Source organism: Microbacterium sp. 2FI (assembly GCF_005502885.1).
In the GTDB taxonomy this organism is placed as follows: Bacteria; Actinomycetota; Actinomycetes; order Actinomycetales; family Microbacteriaceae; genus Microbacterium.
In genome coordinates this window covers 1-23,768 of the sequence record NZ_SCMR01000014.1, presented here as the reverse complement: position 1 = coordinate 23,768, position 23,768 = coordinate 1, and the positions used below count along the sequence as shown (strand labels likewise).

Genomic DNA, 23,768 nt, shown 5'->3' with positions numbered 1-23,768 from the left:
CGATGGATCGACGAGAGGACAGCGACGTGGCTGTGACGTCCCCCCGATGGAAGAAGGCGCTGGCGGCCGGAGTGCTGCTGGGGCTGGTCGGCTCGTCCCTCGCCGCGTGCGCCGGCGACGGCCGGGAGACCATCCAGTTCGCCTTCGCCAAGCCCGAGGCGATCCCCTACATGAGGGAGCTCGTGCAGGAGTACAACAGCTCGCAGGACGAGGTGACGGTGGTGCTCGACACCTCTGGCGTCGACGCGTTCTCGGCGGGCTTCGTTCGCGGCGACCCGCCCGACATCGGGCTGAACAACTACAACCAGGAGACGGCGCGCTTCATCCAGCGCTGCGCCATGTCGGACCTGTCCGACACCGCGGCGGCGCAGAGCGTGCGCGAAGACCTGACGCCGTTCATGGAGCAGTTCGGCGTCTGCGAGGGCCGCACGAGCGCCATCCCGTATTCGATCATGGGCGCCGCGGTCATCTACAACACCGAGATCTTCGAGCAGAACGACCTCGAGGTCCCGACCACGTGGGACGAGCTCATCGCCGTGTGCGAGACGCTCGAGGAGGCGGGCATCACCCCGTTCTATGCGACCTTCGCCGACAACTGGACGATCGGGCAGGGCTGGTACGACTACACGGTGGGCGGCTCGCTCGACACCCTCGCGTTCTTCGAAGCCCTCGCCGAGGAGGGCGTGAACGTCGGGCCGAACTCGTCGGTGTCGTTCCAGAAGGATCAGGCAGAGCCCGTCGAGAAGATGATAGAGCTGTCGGCGTACGTCAACGACGATGCGTCGAGCCGCACGTACGGTGACGGCAACACGGCGATGGCCGAGGGCCGGGCCGCGATGTACATGCAGGGGCCGTGGGCCCTCGGCGAGATCGCCAAGACGTCCCCCGACCTCGAACTCGGGATGTTCCCGCTCCCGGTCACCGACGACCCCGACGACCTCAAGGCCCGTATCAACATGGACCTCGCCGCCTGGATCCCCGAGGCCTCGAGCCACCAGGAGGCGGCCCGCGACTTCCTCGACTACCTGTACCGGCCGGAGATCATCCAGGAGTACAACGAGGCCCAGCTCGGGTTCCTCCCCACCGAGGATGCCCCGCCGGTGTCGGACGAGCGCATCAAGGGCCTCGAGAAGTACATCGATGCGGGCGACATGTACCAGGGGTCGACGCAGCTCGTCCCACGGGCGATCCCGATCATGAACTACGCCCAGGCCATGATGCTCGGCAGCAACGCGCAGCGCATCCTCGCCACCATCGACGCCGACTACGCGCGGCTCGCTTTCCGTCAGCAGTGATCAGGGCACGAAGGAGTCCCTCATGACAACCACGACGAACATCGTCACGCAGGGCAAGCGACGCCCCGGTCAAGCGCGACCTCGGACACGCGTCGAGCCCATCTACTACTGGTTCCTCGTTCCCACCCTGATCCTGTTCACGCTGGCCATCACGGTCCCGGCGGTGATCGGCATCTTCTTCAGCTTCACCAACTCGATCGGGCTCGGCGAGTGGGACTTCGTCGGGTTCAGGAACTACGTCGCCCTCTTCAGCGACCCGTTGGTCGTGCAGAGCTACCTGTTCACGTTCGGCTTCTCGCTCGTCACCGTCCTCGCGGTGAACATCATCGCGCTGCTCCTCGCGGTCGCGCTGACCTCGCGGATCCGACTGAAGACGCCGCTGCGCGCGATCTTCGTGATCCCGATGGTGATCTCGGCCATCGTCATCTCGTTCGTCTTCAAGTTCCTGTTCTCCAACTCGCTCCCGGTCCTCGGCAACATCTCGGGCATCGCGTGGCTCCAGGAGAGCATCCTGGCCAATCCCGACTGGGCGTGGCTGGCGATCGTCATCGTCACGGCGTGGCAGGCGATCCCGAGCGCGCTGCTGATCTACATCGCCGGCATCCTGTCGATCCCGGGCGAGGTCTACGAAGCGGCCGACATCGACGGGGCGAGCAAGGCGCAGCAGCTGCTCCGCATCACCGTCCCGCTCATGTTCGGCTACATCATGATCAACGTGCTCATCGGCTTCAAGGGCTTCCTGAGCGCTTACGACGTCATCAAGGGCCTCACCGGCGGTGGGCCGGGAACCTCGACCTACAGCATCGCGATGACGGTCGTCTCGGGTCTCACCACCGGCGACTACGCCTACCAGATGGCCAACGCGACCGTGTTCTTCGTCGTCACGGTCGTCATCGCCGTCGTCCAGCTCTCGATCACGCGCGGAAGGAACGCCCTCTGATGTCTGTTCAGCCAGCTCTGGTCCTCGAATCGGTCGAGGCCACGGAATCTCTGCGGGGCGTCGCCCCGAAGCCGTCGAAGGGCCGCTTCACGATGGAGCGGGTCAACTGGTCCGGCACGATCATCCTGATCCTCTGCGCGGTCACCGTCCTGCTTCCGCTCTACGTCACCGTGATGATGGCGTTCAAGACGAGCGCGCAGGCAGTCGACGGCAACGCGTTCTCGCTGCCGGCGCCCTTCAGCGTCGAGGGCTTCGTCGCCGCGTGGAACCTCACCAACTTCCCGGTGGGCGCGGCGATGTCGCTGCTGGTCACCGCCGGCACGGTCGTCGCGACGATCTTCCTCGCCGCGTTCGCGTCGTTCGCGATCGTGCGCAACTGGGATCGGAAGTTCTTCCGCTACTCGTTCTTCTACCTGCTCGCCGCGATGTTCATCCCGTTCCCGGTCGTCGCCCTGCCGCAGGTGCAGATGACGGGACTGCTCGGGCTCGCCAATCCTTTCGGCGTCGTGATCCTCGCGACCATGTTCCAGTTGAGCTTCAGCGTGCTCCTGTTCACGGCATTCCTCCGCTCGATCCCGTTCGAGCTCGAGGAGAGCGCGCGCATCGACGGTGCGAGCACATGGCAGACGTTCTGGCACATGATCTTTCCTCTGCTCGCACCGATGAGCGCGACGATCGGCATCTTCGCGTTCCTGTACGCGTGGAACGACTTCATGATGCCGTCGCTGATCATCGCCGACCCGGCGCTGCAGACCCTCCCGGTGCTGAACTCGCTCTTCCAGTCGCAGTTCAGCAACAACTACAACGTCGCCTTCGCCTCGTACCTCATGGCGATGGCGCCGGCCATCATCGTCTATCTGTTCACCCAGCGATGGGTCATGGAAGGCGTGACCCAGGGTGCCGTCAAGGGCTGAGGCCCGCGGCATCCGTCTCCCAACGAAAGGAACCCGGTCCCCGTGACCACCGCCATGAACTCCGCCGTCTCCCCGTCCGCAGAGCACGACATCCTCGTCCCCGAGTGGTGGCGCCAGGCCGTCGTGTACCAGGTGTACCCGCGCAGCTTCGCCGACCTCGACGGCGACGGGATCGGCGACATCCCGGGCATCACGTCGCGCGTGCCCTATCTCGCCGACCTCGGGATCGACGCCGTGTGGCTGAGCCCGTTCTACCCCTCGGCGCTCGCCGACGGCGGCTACGACGTCGCCGACTACCGCGACGTCGACCCGCGGCTCGGCACGCTCGACGACTTCGACGAGATGCTCGCCGCGCTGCATGCCGCCGGCATCCGCATCGTCGTCGACATCGTGCCGAACCACACGTCCGACCAGCACGCTTGGTTCCAGGAGGCGCTCGCCGCAGGGCGCGGCTCGGCAGCCCGCGACCGGTACATCTTCCGCGAGGGCACGGGGCCCGACGGCACCGAGCCCCCGACCGACTGGGACTCCGTGTTCGGCGGATCCGCGTGGGAGCGTGTCGCCGACGGCCAGTGGTATCTGCACAACTTCGCCGTCGAGCAGCCCGATCTCAACTGGTCGAACGACGAGGTGCGCGCGGACTTCGTCAAGACGCTGCGGTTCTGGTCGGACCGCGGTGTCGACGGCTTCCGGATCGACGTCGCCCACATGCTCACGAAGGATCTGACCGAGCCGCTGCCCTCGCGCGCCGAGCTCGATGCCCTGCCGCGCGACGGGAAGCACCCGCTGATCGACCGCGACGACGTGCACGAGGTCTACGCGGAGTGGCGCGCGGTGTTCGACTCGTACGACCCGCCGCGCACGGCGGTGGCCGAAGCCTGGGTGGACCCCGCCCGCATCCCGCTGTACGCCAGCGCCGAGAGCCTCGGCCAGGCCTTCAACTTCGACCTGCTCGAAGCCGACTTCGATGCGGCGCAGTTCCGCCGCATCGTGACGAGCAACCTCGCGCTCGCCGCCGAGTCGGGCTCGTCTACGACCTGGGTGCTGTCGAACCACGACGTGGTGCGCCACGCCACGCGCTACGGGCTGCCTCCGGCCGAGCGCACTCCTGACGGGCGGCCCGTGCGCAAGCACGGCAACGAATGGCTGCTGTCGGGGGGCACGCAGCCGGCTCTGGATCGCGCGGCGGGCCTCCGCCGGGCACGGGCCGCCATCCTCTTCGTGCTGGGTCTTCCCGGCTCGGCGTACCTCTACCAGGGCGAAGAGCTGGGCCTGCACGAAGTGGCCGAGATCCCCGACTCCGAGCGCCAGGATCCGACGTTCTTCCGGAGTCCCGGTGCGGATCTCGGGAGAGACGGATGCCGCGTCCCGCTGCCCTGGACCGCGGGCGGCACGGCGCTGGGGTTCGGCGGGGGCACGCCGCACCTGCCGCAGCCGGCGTGGTTCGCGGCGTTCGCCGTCGAACTGCAGGTGGGAGACGAGTCGTCGACCCTCTCGCTGTACCGCGAGGCGCTGGCGCTGCGGCAGCGGCTGCAGACCGACGAGGGGCTCGAGTGGATCAACACCGGCCGCGAGGATGTGCTGCACATCGTGCGGCCGAACGGCTGGGGGATCATCGCCAACTTCGGCGCGGAATCCTACGAGCTGCCCGCGGCGTCGGTCGTGCTCACGAGCGGACCCGCTCCGGCGGGATCGGTGCCGGGCGCGACGACCGTATGGGTCGAGCCCGCCTGAGGCTGCTCGGAGACAGAAAGACGGATGCCGCGGCCTGATAGGCCGCGGCATCCGTGCTCACCGGGGGGAGGCCCGGGAGCCGTCATCAGGTGCGGCGGCTGCCGCTGATGGCGCGGAACAAGAACACGATCAGCGCGATCACACCCACGATCAGGGCGACCCACAGCAGGAACTGCAGTCCTTCGACCAGGCCACCGGTGATGGCGAGGATGACCGCGATGATGATGATGATGATGAGGGCGAGGTTCATGGAGGTTCTCCTTCTCCTTAGTCGATGCGTGGGGGTGACGCATCGGATGCCTCGTGGGCACAGACTCACATTGGCACCCCTGGCAATCCGCGGGGAGGGGGTTGACGCCGCTCGGGACCCGGTGATATCGGTTCGCCGTACCGTCGGATAGACGTGCTGCACGGGCACTGTCAAGCCCCGTGAGAGTTTCGACTGCCCGGCATACGGTCTCGGCATGACCTCGATCACTCGAAACCATTGAGCGACGGATGCCGAAACTCGCGCGCGTGCGCCCGTTCGACGATCCGGGCTTCCGGCGCGTGCGGGCGGGATCGGGGTTCCGCTACGTCGACGGCAAGGGTGGGGCGGTCGCCGAGCGCCACGTCACCCGCATCCGCGACCTCGTGATCCCGCCGGCCTGGGAGGACGTCTGGATCAGCGTGCGTCCTGACGGCCACATCCAAGCCGTTGGCACCGACGACGCCGGGCGCCGGCAGTACGTCTACCACCAGCAGTGGAGCAGCGGTCGCGACCGCGGCAAGTTCGCACGGGCCCTCGCGCTCGCCGAGGCGCTGCCGCGTGCGCGCGGGCGTGTGACGACGTCGCTCCGCCGCCCCGACCTCGACCGCGAGCGGGTGCTGGCGGTGTCGTTCCGCCTCCTCGATATGGCTGCGCCCCGCATCGGCTCAGAGCGGTATCTCGCCGCGCACGGCAGCAGGGGGCTCACGACGCTGCAGCGGCGCGACGCGTCGGTCGCGGCATCCGTCATCTCGCTCTCGTTCCCCGGCAAGAGCGGCAAGCGGCAGCTGCTCGAGATCGAGGACGCCGACCTCGCCGCGGTCGTCGAACTCCTCGCCGCCGGGCGTCCGCGCTCGGCGCTGCTCGCGTGGGACCGGGGGCGGCGTCGCGTGCCGCTCACCCCCGCAGAGGTCAACGCCTACGTGCGCTCGCTCACGGGTGGGAAGTTCACGGCGAAGGACTTCCGGACCCTCCGCGGCACGATCCTCGCCGCCGAGGCGCTCGCGCGGATCGGCACGGTCGACACGAAGTCCGACCGCAAGCGAGCCGAGGTGCTGGCGGTGAAGTCGACCGCCGAAGCACTGGGGAACACGCCCGCCGTGGCGCGCGGGTCGTACATCGACCCCCGCGTGTTCACGCGGTACCGCGACGGGCAGCTGCTGGACCTCACGGTGTCGCCCGAGTCGGCGATCCGAGCGCTGCTGTCGGGTCGATGAGCGCCGCTTCGTCTCGCTGGCGCTCGCTCAGCGACCGGGAGGATCGCGGGTCACTGAGTGAGCGAATCAGCCCTCAGGATCCGGTCACTGAGCGAGCGAATCAGCCCTGAGGATCGCGGGTCACTGAGTGAGCGAATCAGCCCTGAGGATCCGGTCACTGAGCGAGCGAAGCGAGACGAAGTGCGGAACGCCCACCCGCTAGCGTGAGGGGATGCCGCAGCCCGTCGACCCGCGCGTGCTCGGGCTCGTCGTGGCCGGCGGAGCCGTCGGGGTCTTCGCCCGCGCGGCGATCATCGCCCCGGTGACCGACCCGGGCCTCGTGCCGTGGGCGACCTTCGCAGTCAACGCCGTCGGTTCGCTTCTTCTCGGGATCGTCGTCGGGTGGCTCGACGACCGGCAGCCGCGACTCCGGGCCTTCCTCGGCACGGGCGTGCTCGGCGGCTTCACGACGTACAGCGCCTTCGCCGTCGAGACCGCGCAATGGGCGGCTGCGCCGTGGTCGGCGGCCGCGCTCGCCGCGGCATCCCTCGCCGCGGGTGTCGTCGGAGCCTTCGTCGGGCTCGTCATCGGGCGGCGCATCGCCGATGTGCCCGGAGAAGTCGAGCCCGTGGAGGAGGCCGAGTGAACCCCGGACTGCTCGTGCTCGTCGCGCTCGCCGGAGGAGTGGGCGCGGGCCTTCGCTACGTGCTCGATCGCGTGATGACATCACGCCCCGGACGGTTCCCGCGGGGGATTCTGGTGATCAACGTGACCGGTTCGCTCGCGCTCGGACTGCTCACCGGGCTCGGTGCGGCGGTCGCGCCCGAGGTCGCGGTGGTGCTCGGCACCGGACTCCTCGGCGGGTACACGACCTTCAGCACGGTGTCGGTCGAGACGGTGCTCCTCGCCGAGCGCCGGCGGTGGCGGGATGCCGCGGCCAATCTCTTCGGCACGCTGGGGCTCGCGGTGCTCGCCGCGGGAGTCGGACTCGCGCTCGGTCTCTGGATCGCCGTACCCGGCGGCGGCATGTGAACCGGGTGCGATACTTGTTCGGATACATTCCCGTATCCGTGCGCCGATCGGCGCGCACCCCATCAGCACCATTCCCGCGAAGGCATCCGTGTCGAACCTCGCCGTCCTGAGTCTCAAGAACCGCGCGCTCATCGCGCTCGTCACGATCGTCGCCGCCCTCTTCGGCAGCCTCGCGCTCGTGAACCTCAAGCAGGAGCTCATCCCCTCGATCGAGTTCCCCACCCTCATCGTCGTCTCGACCTACCCGGGCGCGTCGCCCGAGGTCGTCAACAACGACGTCTCGACCCCGATCGAGACCGCGATCCAGGGGGTGCCCGGTCTCGAGTCGAGCACCGCCACGAGCACCACGAACGCCTCGATCGTGCAGGCCTCGTTCACCTACGGCACCGATCTCGCGACCGCCGAGCAGAAGATGACGCAGGCGATCAACCGCATCCAGGGCCAGCTGCCCGAGGGCGTGGAGCCGACGGTGATCTCCGCCAGCATCGACGACTTCCCGGTGATCCAGCTCGCCGTGACCGGCTATGACGACGAGGCCGCGATCCAGGCGCAGCTCGAAGCGTCGGTCGTCCCCGAGCTGGAAGACGTGCCCGGCGTCAACGCCGCCCAGATCGTCGGCGGCGTCGGCCAGCGCGTCACGATCACGCCCGATCAGGGCGACCTCGCCGCCGCAGGCTACACGCAGCAGGCGATCCGCGATGCGCTCGACCAGAACGGCGTCCTCTTCCCCGGCGGCGAGATCACCGAGAACGACGAGACGCTCACGGTTCAGACGGGGTCGAAGGTCACCTCGGTCGACGAGATCGCTTCGCTCCCGCTCGTGCCGTCGAGCGCCGAGCAGCTGGCGGCGGGCGCGGTCACGATCGCCGATGTCGCCGCCGTCGCGCAGGAGGCCGACCCGGTCACCACGGTCTCGCGGGTGAACGGCGAGCCCGCCCTCACGATCGCGGTCACCAAGCTCCCCTCGGCCAACACGGTGGAGGTCTCGCGCGGCGTGCTCGCCGTGCTCCCCGACCTCGAGGACTCCCTCGACGGCGCGGAGTTCACGGTCGTCTTCGACCAGGCCCCCTACATCCAGGAATCCATCGACACGCTCGCCAAGGAGGGCCTGCTCGGCCTCTTCTTCGCCGTGCTGGTGATCCTCGTGTTCCTGCTGTCGGTGCGGGCGACCCTCGTCACGGCGATCTCGATCCCCACGAGCGTGCTGATCACCTTCATCGGCATCCAGGCATTCGGCTACTCGCTGAACATCCTCACCCTCGGCGCCCTCACGATCGCGATCGGCCGCGTCGTTGACGACTCGATCGTCGTGATCGAGAACATCAAGCGCCACTACGTCGGGGATGCCGACAAGAAGACCTCGATCCTGCTCGGCGTGCGCGAAGTCGCCGCGGCGATCACGTCGTCGACCGTCACGACCGTCGCCGTGTTCCTTCCGATCGCGTTCGTCGGTGATGTGACCGGCGAGCTCTTCCGTCCGTTCGCCATGACCGTCACGATCGCGATGACCGCGTCGCTGTTCGTGGCGCTCACGATCGTGCCGGTGCTGGCGTACTGGTTCCTGCGCCCCGGAAAGCCGCTGCTCGACGAGCAGGGCGCCCAGGTCGATCCGGAGGACCCGGCGGCACCGCCCAGCCGCCTGCAGAAGAGCTACCTGCCGATCCTGCGCTGGACGCTCAAGCACTCGTGGGTGACGCTCGGCCTCGCCGTCCTCGTGCTCGCAGGCACGATCGCGGTCGCGCCGTTCATGAAGACGAACTTCCTCGGCGACTCGGGGCAGAACACCTTCACGATGACCCAGTCGATCGGCGCGGCCCCGAGCCTCGCGGCCGAGAGCGCCGCAGCCGAGCAGGTCGAAGAGGTGCTCATCGGCATCGACGGCATCGAGACCGTCCAGGTCTCGATCGGCTCGAGCGGGTCGGCTCTCCGCGACGCCTTCTCCGGCGGCGGCAGCGGCATCACCTACTCCATCACCACCGACCCGGCGGCCGATCAGGTCGCACTCCGCGAAGAGGTTCAGGAAGCCGTCGCCGATCTCGACGACGCGGGCACGATCACCGTGGCCGGATCCGGCGGAGGCTTCGGATCGAGCGACATCGAGATCGACGTCACCGCTCCCGACTCCGAGACGCTGCAGCAGGCGACGGATGCCGTCGTCGACGCCGTCGAGGGCGAAGAGGGCGTCGGCCAGGTCTCGAGCAACCTCTCGGCATCCCTCCCCTACATCGCCGTGGTCGTCGACCGCGACGCCGCAGCGGAACTGGGCCTGTCCGAGGTCGCCGTCGGCGCGCTCGTCTCGAGCACGATGCAGCCGCAGTCGATCGGCGCCGTCGAGATCGACGACACCGCGCTGACGGTCTACCTCGCGGCGTCCGAGACGCCGGCGTCGCTCGACGAGCTGCGCCAGCTGACGGTGCCGAGCGCGGCCGGACCCATCCCGCTCGAAGACATCGCCACCGTCGAGCAGAGCGAAGGCCCCACCTCGATCACGACGCAGGGCGGCCAGCGCACCGCGACGGTCACGGTCACCCCGTCGACCGACGACCTCGCGACGGCGTCCGCCTCGGTGACGACGGCGCTCGAGGGCGCAGATCTGCCCTCGTCGGCCGATGCGTCGCTCGGGGGTGTCGTCTCGCAGCAGCAGGACGCGTTCTCGCAGCTCGGTCTCGCGATGCTCGCGGCGATCCTCATCGTCTACATCGTGATGGTCGCGACCTTCAAGTCACTGCGCCAGCCGCTGCTGCTGCTCATCTCGGTGCCGTTCGCGGCGACCGGGGCGATCCTGCTGCAGATCATCACGGGGGTGCCGCTCGGCGTCGCCTCCCTCATCGGCGTGCTGATGCTCATCGGCATCGTCGTCACGAACGCGATCGTGCTCGTCGACCTCGTGAACCAGTACCGCGAGAAGGGGCTGTCGTCGCACGATGCGACGGTCGCCGGCGGCTCGAGGCGTCTGCGCCCGATCCTCATGACGGCGCTCGCCACGATCTTCGCGCTCACGCCGATGGCCCTCGGCATCACCGGTCAGGGCGGCTTCATCTCGCAGCCGCTCGCGATCGTCGTGATCGGCGGCCTGGTGTCGTCGACCGTGCTGACGCTGCTCGTGCTGCCCACGCTCTACAACCTCGTCGAGGGTGCCAAGGAGCGTCGTGCGGCTCGTCGAGGCGAGGGCCGGATGACGGATGCCGACACCGACGCCGAGCCTGCGCTCGTCGGCGCCGCGGCGGGAACGACTGCCGGTGGGGCGGTCTTCGAATCGCGTCGCGCGCGCCGTGCGCGTGAAGCCGGTGGCGTCGCGTCGGCAGCCGAGCTCGCAGAGGTCGACGTGCCCGCGATCGAGGAGGGCCCCGACATCGAGGTGCCCTCGGACGCCCAGCCCGGGGATGCGGTCGCCGACGAGGCGATCGCCGCCGAGGTGGCGGAGGAAGACGCCGAGATCGAGCCGCAGGCCGAGACCGAGATCGAGCCGGCCGAGCCGACGGAGGCCGAGACCGAGATCGAGCCGGCCGAGCCGACGGACGCCGAGACCGTCGACGAGCCGGAGGCTGAGGCCGAGCCGGTCGACGCCGAGGTCGCGGAAGCGGACGCCGAGCCTGAGCCCGAGGCCGACCCCGAGGCGGAGTCCGATGGCGACGCGTCCGGCGAGCCGGAGCACAACTCCGACGAGCACAACGAGCGCTCCGAGTAGCCCATGACCGCCGAACTCGAGGCCGACGCGGCTGACGTCGTCGGCCTCGAGTGGGCGCGGCGCCCGACTGCGGTGCGGCGGGTGTCGTCCGACGTGGAGGAGACCTTCCTCGTGGCCTTCGGCGACGGCACGCGCGCCGTGCTCAAGGTCGCCGAGCCCGGCCGCGGCGCGGACTGGTTCGCGTTCGAGGCAGACCTCGTCGAGCAGGCGCTCGAGCGGGATGCCGCACTGCCGCTCGCGCGCGGCATCCGGACCCCCGACGGGCGCGCCCTCGCGACCGTCGACTTCGCCGGCGGCCCGCGCACGGCTCGCCTCATGCAGCACCTCGCCGGGGTCGCAGCCGTCGACGCTCGCCCCGATGCCGCAGCTCGCCGCAGAATCGGGCGAACCGCGGGTCGGTTGAGCCGCGCGCTCGCGGGGGTGACCCACCCCGTCGCGCTGAGACGCGTGCCGTGGGACCTCCGCGATCTCGCAGCCCTCGCCCCCGCGGCAGGGCTCGTCGTCGACCCGATCGCGCGCGCACTCGTCGAGCACGTGCTCGACGCGCACGCCGGCCTGGTCGAATCGATGGCCGAGCTGCCCGAGCAGCTCTCGCACAACGACCTCAACGGCGGCAACATCCTCGTCTCTCCCGACGACCCCGGCTTCGTCTCGGGGATCATCGACTTCGGCGACGCCGCGCACGCCCCGCGCGTGCTCGACGTCGGGATCGCCGCCGCTTACGCCGCCGCCGAGTCGGCTGCCGCGTCGACCATGGCGGGGTGGGATGCCGCGGTATCCGTCACCGCCGGGTATGCCGAAGAGGCGGGCCTCACGAGCGCCGAGATCGCGCTCGTCCCTGCCGTCGCGCGTGCGCGACTCGCACAGCGCGTGCTCGTGGCGGCATCCCGTCGCGCGGCGCCCGCGACGACGCCGACGCGCGATGACGAGGAATGGTTCGCGTCGACGCTGCGCGACCTGATCGCGGTCGCGAGCGCACCGCCCGGCCAGGCCGCCGAAGCACCGAAGGAGTGGCGATGACCGATCGTCCCGTGGGTCCGAGCACCTACTTCCGCCCCGAGCACGCGGAGGGCCTCGACGCGCGCACGCGTGCTCTCATCGCGCGCCGCGACCGCGCGATGGGTGGCGCGTATCGGCTCTTCTATCGCGAGCCGGTCGAGTTCGTCCGCGGCGCCGGGACGAAGCTGTACACCGCGGCCGGCGAGGAGTTCCTCGACGCGTACAACAACGTCCCGTCGGTCGGCCACGCACACCCGAGGGTCTCGGCGGCGATCGCCGCGCAGGCGAGCCTCGTCAACACGCACACCCGTTACCTGCACCCCGCCGTCGTCGACTACTCCGAGCGGCTGCTTGCGACGCTGCCGGCCGAGATCGGCCACGTCATGCTGACCTGCACCGGATCGGAGGCGAACGACCTCGCTCTGCGTGTCGCGCGCGATGTGACGGGCCATACCGGCGCGATCGTGACCGCGTACGCCTATCACGGCGTCACGATCGCGACCGCGTCACTCTCGCCCTCGCTGGTGGGCGCCGATGCCGTCGAGCCGTGGGTGCGGCTGGTCCCGTCGCCGGTGGACGACCCGGCCGCCTTCGTCAACGGCGTGCGCGACGCGATCGCTTCGCTCGACGCGGCGGGCATCGGGCTCGCCGCACTCTTCGTCGACACCGTCTTCTCGAGCGACGGCGTGCAGTCGGAGGGGTCGTTCTTGCAGCCGGTCGCAGGCCTCGTGCGCGCGGCGGGCGGCCTCTTCGTCGCCGACGAGGTGCAGGCCGGCTTCGGACGCCTCGGCCACGGCATGTGGGGCTTCGAGCGCCATGGCATCGTCCCCGACGCGATCACCTTCGGCAAGCCGGCAGGCAACGGCATGCCGATCGCCGGATTCGCGGCGCGGGATGCCGTCATCGACGGCTTCGGCGCACGCCAGCGCTACTTCAACACCTTCGGCGGGACCCCCGTCTCAGTCGCCGCGGCGCAGGCCGTGCTCGATGTGATCGCGGACGAAGAGCTGGTCGCGAACGCCGCCGGTATCGGGTCGAGACTCGGTGCTGCGGTGCGCGCCCTCGACGCACCCGAGGTCGGCGCCGTGCGCGGCGCAGGACTCTACTGGGGCATCGACATCGTCGACGACGCGGGCCGGCCCGACGAGGCCCGGGCGCTCGACATCGTCAACGGCATGCGGGATCGGCGTGTGCTGATCGCGGCATCGGGCCCCCGCAATCACACCCTCAAGGTGCGGCCGCCGCTGCCGTTCTCGGACGCGGATGCCGATCGGTTCGTCGTCGCGCTCGGGGAGACTCTGATGGCGACCCGCTCCTGAGCGGAGGTCACTCGCGCGCGGCGCCGGCCACTCCGAGGAAGCGGATGAACACCGCGATCCAGCCGAAGATCAGCGCGAAGACGAGGATCTCGAACGCCGTCAGCGAGAAGTACTGCACCACGAACAGCACGAGCGACGCGATCGTCGCGCCGAGGAACGCCCACGACGATACGAAGTAGGTGCGCGGCATCCCGGCGAGGAATTTCGGCCCTCCGATCAACAGCACCAGGAACATCACGGCCATGCCCGATGCCGACAGGTTGTGCAGCGGCATGCTGACATCGACCGGGAAGATCCCGACGCACGCGAGCATGATGCCCATCACCGCGAAGAGCACCGACACGATCCGCGGGCCGCGCGGATTCGTCAGCACGCCGGCCGCGGTGAGTTCGCGCAGATCATTCGCGATGTAGACCGCGAACGTCGTCACCAGCAGGCCGGCGGCGATCAGGGTGCCGTTGAAGACCCAGCTCGACAGCTCGTCGAACGTTCCCAGCCAGCTGAAGTGCACCTTCCACCACTCGGGGTCGGGGGTCGTGACCATGGCCGTCAGCGTGCCGATCACGATGAACGCCATGAGCAGCGACGACATGCGCTGCGTCGTCATCCGCGAGACCGACAGGTACACGACCCACGTCGTGAGGCCCAGGGTGACCGCCATCAGCACGACAGCCCAGAACGTGATCACCGGCAGCCCGATGAAGCCGAGCGCGAGCACGCGGTAGAGGGCGTAGGTCGACACGAAGGCCAGCGCGGTGTGGACGACCACGACCGAGATCGTGTTGACCGTGAACTTCCACGAGGCCAGTTCGCGACGCCATTCCTGCCCGGGGCGGTTGCGTGCGCGCCAGTATTCGAACGTCGAGGCGACGGCGGCGACCACCGCAGAACCGATCGCCGCCCACACGGCGAACGGGTCGTCGCCGCCGATGGTCAGTCTCGTGGCGAGCAGGGCCACGAAGAAGCCGTAGACGGCGCCGACGACGCCCGCGCCGAGGGCCGCGTACACCGCCTCGGACTCGGTTCGCCGCTCGGTCGGGAAGTCCGAGGGCTGCGGGTTCGAGGATGGGGCCTGCGAGGTCATGGCGTCAGTGTAGATCCGCGCCAACCCGCGGGACAGATGCCGCGCGTCAGGCGCGCCGCTGAAGCCAGGGGCGCAGCATCCGTGTCACCCAGGGCAGCACGAGATACGTCATGACGGGGGTGAGCGCGAGGGTGGCCAGCAGAACCCGCAGCACGAGCGGCCACTCGGTGAAGCCGGGCACGAAGCCCAGCAGCCACGAGGCCAGCAGATTGGTGGGGAAGAAGCCGAGCCAGATCGTGACGGCCTGCTTCCACCGCGGCGGAGCGGCTGGAATCGGCTGCTGGATCGGACCCGTGGGTGTCGCGGCATCCGTCCCCGCTCGAGACTCGACGTGCGTGGCGAACGCCGCGTCGAACCATCCCTCGATGCCCGTGCGTCGCTCGACGCGCACCTCGCTTGCGAATGCGCGACCCGAGTCGAGCCACCACTCACGCTGCCCGGACTGCTCCCACGCCTCGAGGGTCGGGATGTCGCGGAAGCGGTACAGCATGTACCAGAGGTCGCTCGCCTCGCCCGCGCGGACCCACCCCGAGCCGAGGAATCCAGCGAATCCGGTCGCCAGGTCGGTGCCGGCCTGCATCCAACTCGTGGCCTCGGCGGTGCGGGACGGGTCGATGCGGCGTTCGATCGCGACGGTGATGGGGTGGGCCTCGGGTTCTGCCATGCCTCCATTCTCGGGCCGCAGGCCGTCCGGGCGGCTCACAGGTCGATTCGCTAGGGTGGGAAGGTCGGCTCTGGACACCGCGCGTCGCGCGGTTGGGTTTGTGAGTCCAAGGGGCCGATGGTGGAGACGCTTTCCGTCTCGACGACCATCAGTTGAATGGCCCCCGGCCGACGAGAGTCCGGGTCCCTCCGTGCCGCGGTTGCGGCTGTCGCCTGTGTGCGATGTGTGGAGCGCTGTTCTCACGAGAACAACCCAGAAGGACAACACCCATGCCCAAGAGCAAGAAGCCCGCAGGCGGTCGTCCCGCCAAGAACTTCGAACCCCGCTACGCTGCCCAGACGAGCTACCAGGACCGCAAGCGCCGTCCCGGCGAGTCGTCGGCCGGCAAGGCCGGCTCGAAGAGCGCCGGCCACCGCGGATACCGTGCCGAGCAGGCCACCGAGGCCGCCGCCCCCAAGCGCCGCTGGAACGCGCAGGAGAAGGCCGGCCGCGACGAGGCTCGCGGCATCCGCACCCACGCGCGCGATGACCGCCCTCGTCGCGATGACCGCCCGGCTCGCTCGTACGATGACCGCCCGGCTCGCTCGTACGATGACCGCCCGGCTCGCTCGTACGATGACCGTCCGGCTCGTTCGTACGGCGATCGTCCCGCGCGTTCGGGTGGGGATCGTCCGGCTCGTTCGTACGATGACCGTCCGGCCCGTTCGTACGGCGATCGCCCCGCTCGGTCGAACGATGACCGGCCGCGTCGCGACGACCGCCCGGCCCGTTCGTATGACGCCCGCCGGGCGCGCTCGTACGGGGATCGTCCCGCTCGTCCGACCGGCGATCGTCCGGCTCGCTCGTACGATGACCGTCAGGCCCGTTCCTACGGTGACCGTCCCGCTCGTCCGACCGGTGACCGCCAGCCCCGCTCGTACGACGACCGTCCCCGTCGCGATGACGCTCAGCGCCCCCGCACCGAGCGCCTCGACCGCGTGAACCGCGACGACCGCCGTTCGTTCGGCGACGCGCGTCCCTCGTATCGCCCGAACGAGCGTCCGGCTCGTTCGTACGATGACCGTCCGCGCCGCGACGACCGTCCGGCTCGTTCGTACGACGACCGTCCCCGCCGCGACGACCGTCCGGCGCGCTCGTACGATGACCGCCCGCGTCGCACCGAGGGCGGGGGCCGTTCCGACTGGAACGGCACGAAGACCGCTCCGGCGCGCGACAAGGCGTACGAACAGCACGTCGACGTCGTCCACGAGCGCCTGCAGGCCGAAGCCATCCAGGCCGAGGATGTCACCGAGGTCTCGTTCGGTGACCTGGGTCTCGGCGACAACATCGTGCGCGTGCTCGCCGACCTGGGTGCTCAGAGCCCGTTCGCGATCCAGGCGGCGACCATCGGTCCGATCCTCGAGGGCAAGGACGTGCTCGCGCGCGGCCGCACCGGTTCGGGCAAGACCATCGCCTTCGGCGCACCGCTCGTCGAGAGCACCCTGCGTGGACAGGCCGGCAAGCGCCGTGAGTTCGCTCGTGCCCCGCAGGCGCTCATCCTCGCGCCGACGCGCGAGCTGGCCCTGCAGATCGACCGCACGATCCAGCCGATCGCGCGCAGCGTCGGCCTCTTCACCACGCAGATCTACGGCGGCGTGCCGCAGGGCCGCCAGGTCGGCGCGCTCCGCAAGGGCGTCGACATCATCATCGGCACCCCGGGTCGCATCGAGGACCTCGTGAACCAGGGCAAGCTCGACCTCTCGAACGTGCGCATCGCCGTGCTCGACGAGGCCGATCACATGTGCGAGCTCGGATTCCTCGAGCCCGTGCAGCGCATCCTCCGCCACACCGCCGACGGCTCGCAGAAGCTGCTGTTCTCGGCGACGCTCGACCGTGAGGTCGCAGCCCTCGTCGACGAGTTCCTCGTCGAGCCGGCCGTTTACGAGGTCGCCGGCGAAGACCAGGATTCGGGCACCATCGAGCACCGCGTGCTCGTGATCGAGCACCGTGACAAGGCCGAGATCCTCAACACGCTCGTCGACCGTGACGGCAAGACCCTCGTGTTCGCCCGCACGCGCGCCTACGCCGAGATGCTCGCCGAGCAGTTCGACGATGCCGGCATCCACGCGGTCGCACTCCACGGCGACCTCAACCAGGCCAAGCGCACGCGCAACCTCGAGAAGCTGACGTCGGGCCGGGTGCAGGTGCTCGTGGCGACCGATGTCGCCGCGCGCGGCATCCACGTCGACGACATCGATCTCGTGGTCCAGGCCGATGCGCCCGATGAGTACAAGACGTACCTGCACCGCTCCGGCCGCACCGGCCGCGCTGGCCGATCGGGAACCGTCGTCACGCTGATCACGCGTCAGCGCCGCCGCCGCATGACCGAGATGCTCGACCGTGCCGAGATCGACGCGCCCTTCGAAGAGGCGCGCATCGGCGACGACGTCCTCGAGGAGATCACGGGCCGTCAGGTCAACCCGGTGAGCTGACCCGGTCAGTCGATCGCGGGCTCCGCTTCGGGCTTCGGCCCGGCGGAGCCCGCGCTTTTTCGCGCACCGTCTATCCGCGGCGGGATGCCGGTGCTATACCTGACACCAGCGCACGAACCGGGGAGAACGCGACGCGACGGTGGGGACCGCCGCGGCGAAGGGATGTCTGGGGAGACCGTCGTTCGCGCAGCGTGTCATCGATGGAACGGGGAGGTTCCGATGTCCGGATTCGCAGGTGCCATGTCGGCCGCAGGTGCTTCGCCGCGCCGCCGCCGGCAGATCGCCCTCGCCGTCGCGGGGCTTCTTCTCGCCGGCGGGATCGTCGTGGCGGCGACCATCGCCGCACCACCGGCCTCGGCTGCCGGCATCAGCGTGCTCGCTGGGAAGGGCGGCAACGGCGGCGGCAAGGGTGGCGGCGGCGGTGGCGGTGGTGGTGGGACAACCGAAGCGGCCTGGGGGGCGATCGGCGACTCCTTCGCCTCGGGCGTGGGCGCGGGCAGCTACCTCGACAACACGTGCTACCGCAGCTCGAAGAGCTATCCGAGCCTGCTGGGATCCGACACCGATAAGCAGCTCGTTTCATTCCTGGCCTGCTCGGGTGCAGACACCGCCGCCGTGACGTCGCAGGCCGCGTCGCTTTCGACCACCCTGAAGACGGTGACGGTGACGGTGGGCGGCAACGATGTGGGCTTCGCGGATGTGATGCAGAACTGCTTCGTGCTTCCGAGCTCGAGCTGCCGGTCCGAGATCGACGCCGGTGCGGCGCTCGCGCAGTCCGAGGGCTTCCGGGCGAACCTGGCCGGGGTCATCACCGCGGTCAAGCTTCGGGCGCCGAATGCCACCGTGATGGTGACCGGCTACCCGCGGCTGTTCTGGCTCAACGCGTCGGGAGTGAACCCGAAGTACGCGTGGGCCGACGAGGTGAACCTGGAGACCTCTGCCCTCAACGACGTGATCGAGCAGGTCGCCACGGCGAACGGCGCGACGTTCGTCGATGTCGAACCCGCGTTCGCGGGCCGTGGCATCGGCAGTTCGAGTCCGTGGATCAATGACTGGCGGTGGCTCAGCAGCACCAACAGCTTCCACCCGAACGCGGCGGGTTACGTCGCCTACGCAGCCGCGATCCGCAGCGCTCTGCCGTAACGATCAGGCGAGCACCGGAGCGGTCCGGTCCCCACTCACGTGAGCGTCTCGAGCAGCTCAGCCGCGCGCGGGGCACCGCCGAGCGATCGCAGTTGCGCGCCGACGCGGGCGGCGGCATCCCGAATCGCCGGGTGGGTGACGACGTGACGGTAGCCGTCCGCGACCTCGGTCACCGACGGCGTTCCGGTGCGCAGGTTCACGCCCGCTCCCGCCCACGCGACGCGCGCGGCGATCTCGGGCTTGTCGAGGTCGCCTCCGGCGATGACGAGGGGGATGCCGTGGGCGAGCGCCGCGAGGGTGCCGCCCCAGCCTCCGTTGGTGATGACCGCATCGACGCGCGGCAGCAGCTCGGCGTGCGGCAGGAAGCCGGCCACCCGCGCATTCGGCGGCACCGGGAACGGCAGCTCGTCGTGCCCGCGCGCACCCGTTGTGACCACGACGAGCACATCCTCGTCGGCGAGGGCTTCGAGCGCCGGACGGATGAGATCCTCGGGGTCGATGTTCTGCGTGCCCTGGGTGACGTGGACGACCCGCCTGCCCTCGAGCTCGCTCCACCACGACGGCAGGTCTTCCGCTGCGGATGCACCCGGCGTCCGAAGCTCGCCGACGAAGTGGAGCGATTCCGGCCGATCGGTGCGCTCGTAATCGAGCGCCGGGGCGCCGCTGGCGACGACCAGCTGCGGCGAGAATACGAGCTTGTCCATGGTGAGTCGGGTCGGCGCCAGCTCCACGGACTGCCGCGCGCGGCCGATCGCAGCGCTCAACGACCGTGAGATGAGCGGCACGGCCGCGCGGAGTGCAGCATCCCTCGCCTTTGTGAGCGGATTGCGGCCGGGCACGATCCCCATCCCGCTCGGCGGGCCTTGAGATCCCACCAGGTTGAGGGGCACGATCGCGACGGTGGCCCAGGGGCAGGCCGTGAGCTCGGCGAAAAGGGCCGTGCCGATCGACATCTCGTCGCCGACGATCGCATCCCACGTCTCGCGCTCGGCCTCGGCGCGGAGGTCCTCGACCTGGGCGGGGGAGGTGTTGATGAACACGTCCTCCACGTTGATCAGGAGCTGGCCGAACCCTTTCTTGCCGACGAGCCGTGGGAAGGTCGGCTGCAGGTCGTTCTCGTCGAAGTCGGGTGCCGCCTGCCAGGGCACGAACCGCGCACCGGTCGACTCGATCGCGTCGCGGAAAGCGGCTCCGCTGTAGAACCTCACGTCGTGCCCGCGCCCGACCAGCGCCGCCGCCACCGCGCGCATGGGCGCGACGTGGCCCGAGAACGGCATCGCCGAGATCAGGAACCGTGCCATGAAGGGCCTCCTCCACTCATTGTGGCGTCGCCGGTCGGTTTGAAACAGGATGCCGGTGCGTGGGTGCCGGGGGCGGACGGCTATCGAGGCGGTGGGAAACCCCGACGGTCGAGCTGGGCGGAGGGGTCAGGCGGCCGCGACTGCGACGATGCCCGACACGCGGCCGGGGTCGCCGCCGAGCGCGAGCAGCCGCGATCGCAGCGCCGTCGCGGCGCGGGCGTACGGCTCGATGCTCGCGTGCAGGAGCGACCGGGTGTTGGCGGCCTCGAGGAACGAGACGACCTCGAACGTGAGCTGGGCCGCGTCATCGAGCAGCGGCAGCTCGCCCGCATCGATCGCGCGCTGGATCGACAGCGTCAGGTAGTCCTCCCAGGACTGCGTTGCGGCCACGACCGCATCGCGCACCGGCCCCGGCTTGGCATCGAGCTCGACGGATGCCGCGGCGAAGAAGCAGCCACCGCGGAAGACGCGCTCGTCGGAGTACGCGAGCCACGCCGAGATGAGCGCGCACACACGCTCCAGCCCGCGGTCGGATGACGCCCGCGCCGGAGCGATGACGCGCTCGACGAAGACCTCGCGGGCCGCGGCCACCGTCGCGAGCTGCAGCTGCTCCTTCGACCCGAAAAGCGTGGCGACGCCGCTCTTGCTGTGCCCGGCGGCATCGGCGAGGCGTCCGATCGTGAGCCCGTCGAGCCCATCGACGGATGCCGTGTCGATCGCGTGCGCGAGGATCACACGCCGCGACTCGTCGCCGCGGATCCGGCGTCCGTCCTGCTGCGCTTGTGCCACGCCCCGAGGTTACCGTACGATCGTTCGTATTCATACGTACGATCGTTCGTATACCTGGATGCCATGGATCGGAGAAGCCGTGAACCTCGCACTCTCGGCGGTAGGCGCCGTCGTCCGGAACGTCGGCGCGCTGTCGCCTCGTGCGGGCGCCGCCATCGCGCTTCCGCTGTTCGCCCGCGTCGCCGCACCGCGCCCCGTCGGCCTGCGAGAGCAGCCGACAATGGCGCAGGCGCGCCGCTCGACCGTCCACATCCCAGGGCTCGCACGAACCGGCGTGGATGTCGTCGTCTACGAGTGGGGCCGCGGCGACACCGTGGTCGCACTCGCACACGGCTGGAACGGACGTGCGAGTCAGTTCGCGGTCCTGGTGCGCGAGCTCGTCGCCGAAGGGCATCGCGTCGTCGCGTTCGATGCGCCCGGCCACGGCGAGACTCCGGGGAACGGCACATACCTCATCGACTGGATCGAGGCCTTCGGAGCCCTGCAGCGCCGGTACGGCCGTCTGCACGCGGCGATCGGGCACTCGTTCGGCGGGCTCGCGACGCTCATCGCGGCGGCCGACGGGGTCGTGATCGACCGGGTCGTCACGGTGGCCGCGCCCGCCGACGCCGACACGCTGCTGATCCAGTTCCAGGCCATGCTCGACTACGGAGACGCCACCGCGGCCGCACTTCGCACGCGGTTCGCAGAACGCTACTTCGCCGGCGAGGCCGATCCGTTCGCCCGGCTCTCACCCGTGCGGCGACCGCTGCCGGCCGGCATCCCGCTGCTCGCCGTGCACGATGAGCGCGATCGGCTCGTGCCGCTCGGCGAGGTCTCGCGCATCGCATCCGCGAACCCGGGTGCGCACACCCTCGTCACGCGGAGCTTCGGCCACAATCGCGTGCTCGAGGCAGACCCCGTCCTCGACGCCGTGATCGACATGCTCGCGGTCGCCAAGCCCGGCGCCCGAACCCTCGATCAGAACAGCATCGCCGGCGCTTCCCCGCTGCCGACGCGATCATCCCGCGCCAAAGCCCCGGCCACCGCGCGTCCGCGCGAGGTCGTCACGACGCTCGCCGCCCGCTGATCCGACCGTGCCGCGAGGCCGGCGACCGGCGTACCGCGCGGGTGGTCGTCCTCGTCGTGACCGTCGAGGCCATGTACCCGCATGAGCGGACGCACCCGTTTGCCGAGCCATGAGCGATACGCCTTGGGAGCGGTGGCAGACACCCCGGGATACAGCCCGAGGTATGACGAGACGAGCTCGGGATGCTGCTCCTCGAGCCACCGCATGAACCACTGCTTGGCTCCCGGTCGCAGGTGCAGCGCGCCGTAGACCACCCGCGATGCGCCCGCCGCCTTGATCCGCGTGAGCGCATGATCGATCGCGGCGATCGAGTCGGTGAGATGGGGGAGGATCGGCATGAGGAACACCGTCACCCGGAATCCGGCCTCGGCGGCCGCGCGCACCGTCTCGAGTCGCGCCGACGCGGTCGGCGTGCCCGGCTCGATCAGATGCTGGAGCGCGTCGTCGAACACCGCGATCGACATCGCGATCGAGACGGGCACGGTGGATGCGGCATCCTGCAGCATCGGCAGATCGCGCCGCAGCAGCGTCCCCTTCGTCAGGATCGAGAACGGCGTGCCCGAGTCCGTGAGCGCCGAGACGATGCCGGGCATGAGCCGGTAGCGCCCCTCGGCACGCTGGTACGGGTCGGTGTTGGTGCCGAGCATGACCGGCTCGCGCGTCCACGACCCCCGGGCGAGCTCGCGCCGCAGCACCTCGGCGACGTTGATCTTGACGATCACCTGGGTGTCGAAGTCGCGCCCCGCGTCGAGCTCGAGATACTCGTGCGTTCCGCGGGCGAAGCAGTTGTGGCTGATGACGCCGTTGGCGACGAAGTCGCCCGTCCCGGTCGTGATGTCGACCAGCTCGATGTCCTCACCGAGATCCTCGACACTGATGACCCGAAGGTCGGCGACCGTCTTGACGGCCGTGCCGACGCTGTCCTCGCCTGCGCGCCCGAGCCCGAATCCCATGAGCCTGTTGTTCGCCGTCAGGTGGGGGCGGCGGCCTGAGCCGCTGGTGGAGCCTGCGACGTGCTTCCACCCGCGATCGCTGAGGAATCGGTGATCGCCACTCGCAATGAGCACGGTGCCGTCAGCGAGCGTGACGCGATAGGCGCCTTTGCGGGTGGTCCACTTCGCCAGGACCGTCGTGCGAACATACCGGCGGTAGTCGCCTCGAACCTCGGTCCCGATGATGTCGTCGCCCATCATCAGCGAGCCGATCGCCTGCTGCCGTCCATCCCCTGTCAGCACGAGCGTGTCGGGGTGTAGGCAGTAGACGCATGCATGACTGCATCCCCGATAGGGGTTGACCGTCCAGTCGAACGGCATCGCCGATGCCCCCGGCACACGGTTGAGCGCGGTCTTCGCGAGCACCTCGTGGAACGTGACCCCCGCGAAGTCGGGCGTCGTCACCGACTGCACGAGGCCGTTGAGCTGCTCGAGGCCGGGGAGCGCCGCAGCGTCGGGGACGCCCAGCTCCTGACCTTGCCATCTCATGTCACCAGGGGAACATAGATTCGATTTAGTGTCAACCGTGAAAGGGTGGCATTCGAAACCATCCAGACACCGGATGCCGACGCATTCGACCCGGCACGCTCGCGGGAGAGACAATGGGCAACGTGACGGACCCCGAGCCCCACGGGCACCCGGAGTCTCGCCGCGCGTATCGAGCACGGCGCGACGAGGCGAACCGGAGTGCCCGGACGACGGACGCCACCACCGACGCCACCGCTGCCCCGCCGATCCCCGCGCAGCACGTCCGGCATCCGCGGGCGGCGCGATGGGTGCTGGCCTTCGTGCTCGCGGCGGGCGCGACCCTCCTCGTCGGGGCGGCGGCCGCCGTCACGGTGCTCGTGGTCGAGGGTCCGGCATCGGACGCCGCAGGCCCACCCAGCCCCA

General features: G+C 69.7%; 20 protein-coding genes. 14 read left to right on the top strand and 6 right to left on the bottom strand.

The features are described 5' to 3' along the window. Nucleotides 1-26: 26 nt before the first annotated feature. From FFS15_RS12055 to FFS15_RS12040, 4 genes are read left to right on the top strand one after another with little or no spacing between them, the layout of a single operon-like run. The gene (locus FFS15_RS12055; protein ID WP_249354007.1) at nucleotides 27-1,295 is read left to right on the top strand and encodes an ABC transporter substrate-binding protein; all 1,269 of its coding nucleotides are present in this window, start codon (nucleotides 27-29) and stop codon (nucleotides 1,293-1,295) included. A gap of 22 nt (nucleotides 1,296-1,317) precedes the next feature. Beyond that, nucleotides 1,318-2,235, top strand: coding sequence for a sugar ABC transporter permease (locus tag FFS15_RS12050; protein WP_137845279.1), 918 nt, complete (start codon nucleotides 1,318-1,320; stop codon nucleotides 2,233-2,235). Continuing rightward, entirely contained in the window at nucleotides 2,235-3,149 is a 915-nt protein-coding gene (locus FFS15_RS12045; RefSeq protein WP_137845278.1) for a carbohydrate ABC transporter permease, read from the top strand. The genes FFS15_RS12050 and FFS15_RS12045 overlap by 1 nt, the downstream gene beginning before the upstream one ends. A 54-nt stretch (nucleotides 3,150-3,203) precedes the next feature. Continuing rightward, on the top strand, nucleotides 3,204-4,883 hold the full coding sequence (locus FFS15_RS12040; protein ID WP_137845347.1) for a glycoside hydrolase family 13 protein: 1,680 nt from the start codon (nucleotides 3,204-3,206) through the stop codon (nucleotides 4,881-4,883). Nucleotides 4,884-4,968: 85 nt separating this feature from the next. Here the strand turns inward: FFS15_RS12040 and FFS15_RS18640 are convergent, their stop codons facing one another. Beyond that, nucleotides 4,969-5,133, bottom strand: a complete 165-nt coding sequence (locus FFS15_RS18640) for a hypothetical protein (RefSeq protein ID WP_171013179.1) — start codon at nucleotides 5,131-5,133, stop codon at nucleotides 4,969-4,971. 248 nt (nucleotides 5,134-5,381) lie between these two features. Here FFS15_RS18640 and FFS15_RS12035 point away from each other — a divergent pair, with 248 nt between their 5' ends. From FFS15_RS12035 to FFS15_RS12010, 6 genes are all read left to right on the top strand, one after another. Further along, nucleotides 5,382-6,347: a DNA topoisomerase IB gene (locus FFS15_RS12035; protein ID WP_137845277.1), complete on the top strand. Its 966-nt coding sequence runs from the start codon at nucleotides 5,382-5,384 to the stop codon at nucleotides 6,345-6,347. Between the two features lie 211 nt (nucleotides 6,348-6,558). Then, entirely contained in the window at nucleotides 6,559-6,972 is a 414-nt protein-coding gene (locus FFS15_RS12030) for a CrcB family protein (protein WP_137845276.1), read from the top strand. Further along, nucleotides 6,969-7,358, top strand: a complete 390-nt coding sequence (locus FFS15_RS12025; protein WP_137845275.1) for a CrcB family protein — start codon at nucleotides 6,969-6,971, stop codon at nucleotides 7,356-7,358. Before FFS15_RS12030 ends, FFS15_RS12025 begins: the two co-directional genes overlap by 4 nt. An 88-nt stretch (nucleotides 7,359-7,446) precedes the next feature. After that, a complete protein-coding gene (locus tag FFS15_RS12020; RefSeq protein WP_249354004.1) occupies nucleotides 7,447-11,046 on the top strand; it encodes an efflux RND transporter permease subunit in 3,600 nt (1,199 codons plus the stop codon). A gap of 3 nt (nucleotides 11,047-11,049) precedes the next feature. Then, complete coding sequence (locus tag FFS15_RS12015; RefSeq protein ID WP_137845274.1) at nucleotides 11,050-12,066, top strand: phosphotransferase; 1,017 nt, start codon at nucleotides 11,050-11,052, stop codon at nucleotides 12,064-12,066. Beyond that, nucleotides 12,063-13,364, top strand: a complete 1,302-nt coding sequence (locus FFS15_RS12010; protein ID WP_137845273.1) for an aminotransferase class III-fold pyridoxal phosphate-dependent enzyme — start codon at nucleotides 12,063-12,065, stop codon at nucleotides 13,362-13,364. Before FFS15_RS12015 ends, FFS15_RS12010 begins: the two co-directional genes overlap by 4 nt. Before the next feature lie 7 nt (nucleotides 13,365-13,371). On the opposite strand, the gene FFS15_RS12005 is transcribed toward FFS15_RS12010, so the two are convergent. Next, nucleotides 13,372-14,448, bottom strand: a complete 1,077-nt coding sequence (locus FFS15_RS12005) for a DUF998 domain-containing protein (RefSeq protein WP_137845272.1) — start codon at nucleotides 14,446-14,448, stop codon at nucleotides 13,372-13,374. A 46-nt stretch (nucleotides 14,449-14,494) separates the two neighbouring features. Further along, nucleotides 14,495-15,112, bottom strand: coding sequence for an antibiotic biosynthesis monooxygenase (locus FFS15_RS12000; RefSeq protein WP_137845271.1), 618 nt, complete (start codon nucleotides 15,110-15,112; stop codon nucleotides 14,495-14,497). Between the two features lie 269 nt (nucleotides 15,113-15,381). On the opposite strand from FFS15_RS12000, the gene FFS15_RS11995 reads away from it, so the two are divergent. Continuing rightward, the gene (locus FFS15_RS11995) at nucleotides 15,382-17,583 is read left to right on the top strand and encodes a DEAD/DEAH box helicase (protein WP_137845270.1); all 2,202 of its coding nucleotides are present in this window, start codon (nucleotides 15,382-15,384) and stop codon (nucleotides 17,581-17,583) included. Nucleotides 17,584-17,802: 219 nt separating this feature from the next. Further along, entirely contained in the window at nucleotides 17,803-18,726 is a 924-nt protein-coding gene (locus tag FFS15_RS11990) for an SGNH/GDSL hydrolase family protein (RefSeq protein WP_171013178.1), read from the top strand. 35 nt (nucleotides 18,727-18,761) lie between these two features. On the opposite strand, the gene FFS15_RS11985 is transcribed toward FFS15_RS11990, so the two are convergent. Beyond that, a complete protein-coding gene (locus FFS15_RS11985; RefSeq protein WP_137845268.1) occupies nucleotides 18,762-20,027 on the bottom strand; it encodes a nucleotide disphospho-sugar-binding domain-containing protein in 1,266 nt (421 codons plus the stop codon). 126 nt (nucleotides 20,028-20,153) lie between these two features. Then, nucleotides 20,154-20,816, bottom strand: a complete 663-nt coding sequence (locus tag FFS15_RS11980; RefSeq protein ID WP_137845267.1) for a TetR/AcrR family transcriptional regulator — start codon at nucleotides 20,814-20,816, stop codon at nucleotides 20,154-20,156. 58 nt (nucleotides 20,817-20,874) lie between these two features. Here FFS15_RS11980 and FFS15_RS11975 point away from each other — a divergent pair, with 58 nt between their 5' ends. After that, complete coding sequence (locus tag FFS15_RS11975) at nucleotides 20,875-21,885, top strand: alpha/beta fold hydrolase (protein ID WP_137845266.1); 1,011 nt, start codon at nucleotides 20,875-20,877, stop codon at nucleotides 21,883-21,885. Here the strand turns inward: FFS15_RS11975 and FFS15_RS11970 are convergent. Further along, nucleotides 21,777-23,366 (bottom strand): Rv2578c family radical SAM protein, encoded by a 1,590-nt coding sequence (locus FFS15_RS11970; protein WP_137845265.1) that lies wholly within the window; start codon nucleotides 23,364-23,366, stop codon nucleotides 21,777-21,779. The two genes, FFS15_RS11975 and FFS15_RS11970, sit on opposite strands and share 109 nt — an antisense overlap. Nucleotides 23,367-23,488: 122 nt before the next feature. Here FFS15_RS11970 and FFS15_RS11965 point away from each other — a divergent pair. Next, on the top strand, nucleotides 23,489-23,768 hold a 280-nt coding region (locus FFS15_RS11965; RefSeq protein ID WP_212743155.1), incomplete at its 3' end, for a hypothetical protein.

Bases quoted from the DNA above. Each gene is read 5' to 3' on its own strand.
- FFS15_RS12050 (WP_137845279.1), top strand. From the start codon at position 1,318: ATGACAACCACGACGAACATCGTCACGCAGGGCAAGCGACGCCCCGGT.
- FFS15_RS12045 (WP_137845278.1), top strand. From the start codon at position 2,235: ATGTCTGTTCAGCCAGCTCTGGTCCTCGAATCGGTCGAGGCCACGGAA.
- FFS15_RS12040 (WP_137845347.1), top strand. From the start codon at position 3,204: ATGAACTCCGCCGTCTCCCCGTCCGCAGAGCACGACATCCTCGTCCCC.
- FFS15_RS18640 (WP_171013179.1), bottom strand. From the start codon at position 5,133: ATGAACCTCGCCCTCATCATCATCATCATCATCGCGGTCATCCTCGCC.
- FFS15_RS12035 (WP_137845277.1), top strand. From the start codon at position 5,382: ATGCCGAAACTCGCGCGCGTGCGCCCGTTCGACGATCCGGGCTTCCGG.
- FFS15_RS12030 (WP_137845276.1), top strand. From the start codon at position 6,559: ATGCCGCAGCCCGTCGACCCGCGCGTGCTCGGGCTCGTCGTGGCCGGC.
- FFS15_RS12015 (WP_137845274.1), top strand. From the start codon at position 11,050: ATGACCGCCGAACTCGAGGCCGACGCGGCTGACGTCGTCGGCCTCGAG.
- FFS15_RS12010 (WP_137845273.1), top strand. From the start codon at position 12,063: ATGACCGATCGTCCCGTGGGTCCGAGCACCTACTTCCGCCCCGAGCAC.
- FFS15_RS12005 (WP_137845272.1), bottom strand. From the start codon at position 14,448: ATGACCTCGCAGGCCCCATCCTCGAACCCGCAGCCCTCGGACTTCCCG.
- FFS15_RS12000 (WP_137845271.1), bottom strand. From the start codon at position 15,112: ATGGCAGAACCCGAGGCCCACCCCATCACCGTCGCGATCGAACGCCGC.
- FFS15_RS11995 (WP_137845270.1), top strand. From the start codon at position 15,382: ATGCCCAAGAGCAAGAAGCCCGCAGGCGGTCGTCCCGCCAAGAACTTC.
- FFS15_RS11990 (WP_171013178.1), top strand. From the start codon at position 17,803: ATGTCCGGATTCGCAGGTGCCATGTCGGCCGCAGGTGCTTCGCCGCGC.
- FFS15_RS11985 (WP_137845268.1), bottom strand. From the start codon at position 20,027: ATGGCACGGTTCCTGATCTCGGCGATGCCGTTCTCGGGCCACGTCGCG.
- FFS15_RS11975 (WP_137845266.1), top strand. From the start codon at position 20,875: ATGCCATGGATCGGAGAAGCCGTGAACCTCGCACTCTCGGCGGTAGGC.
- FFS15_RS11970 (WP_137845265.1), bottom strand. From the start codon at position 23,366: ATGAGATGGCAAGGTCAGGAGCTGGGCGTCCCCGACGCTGCGGCGCTC.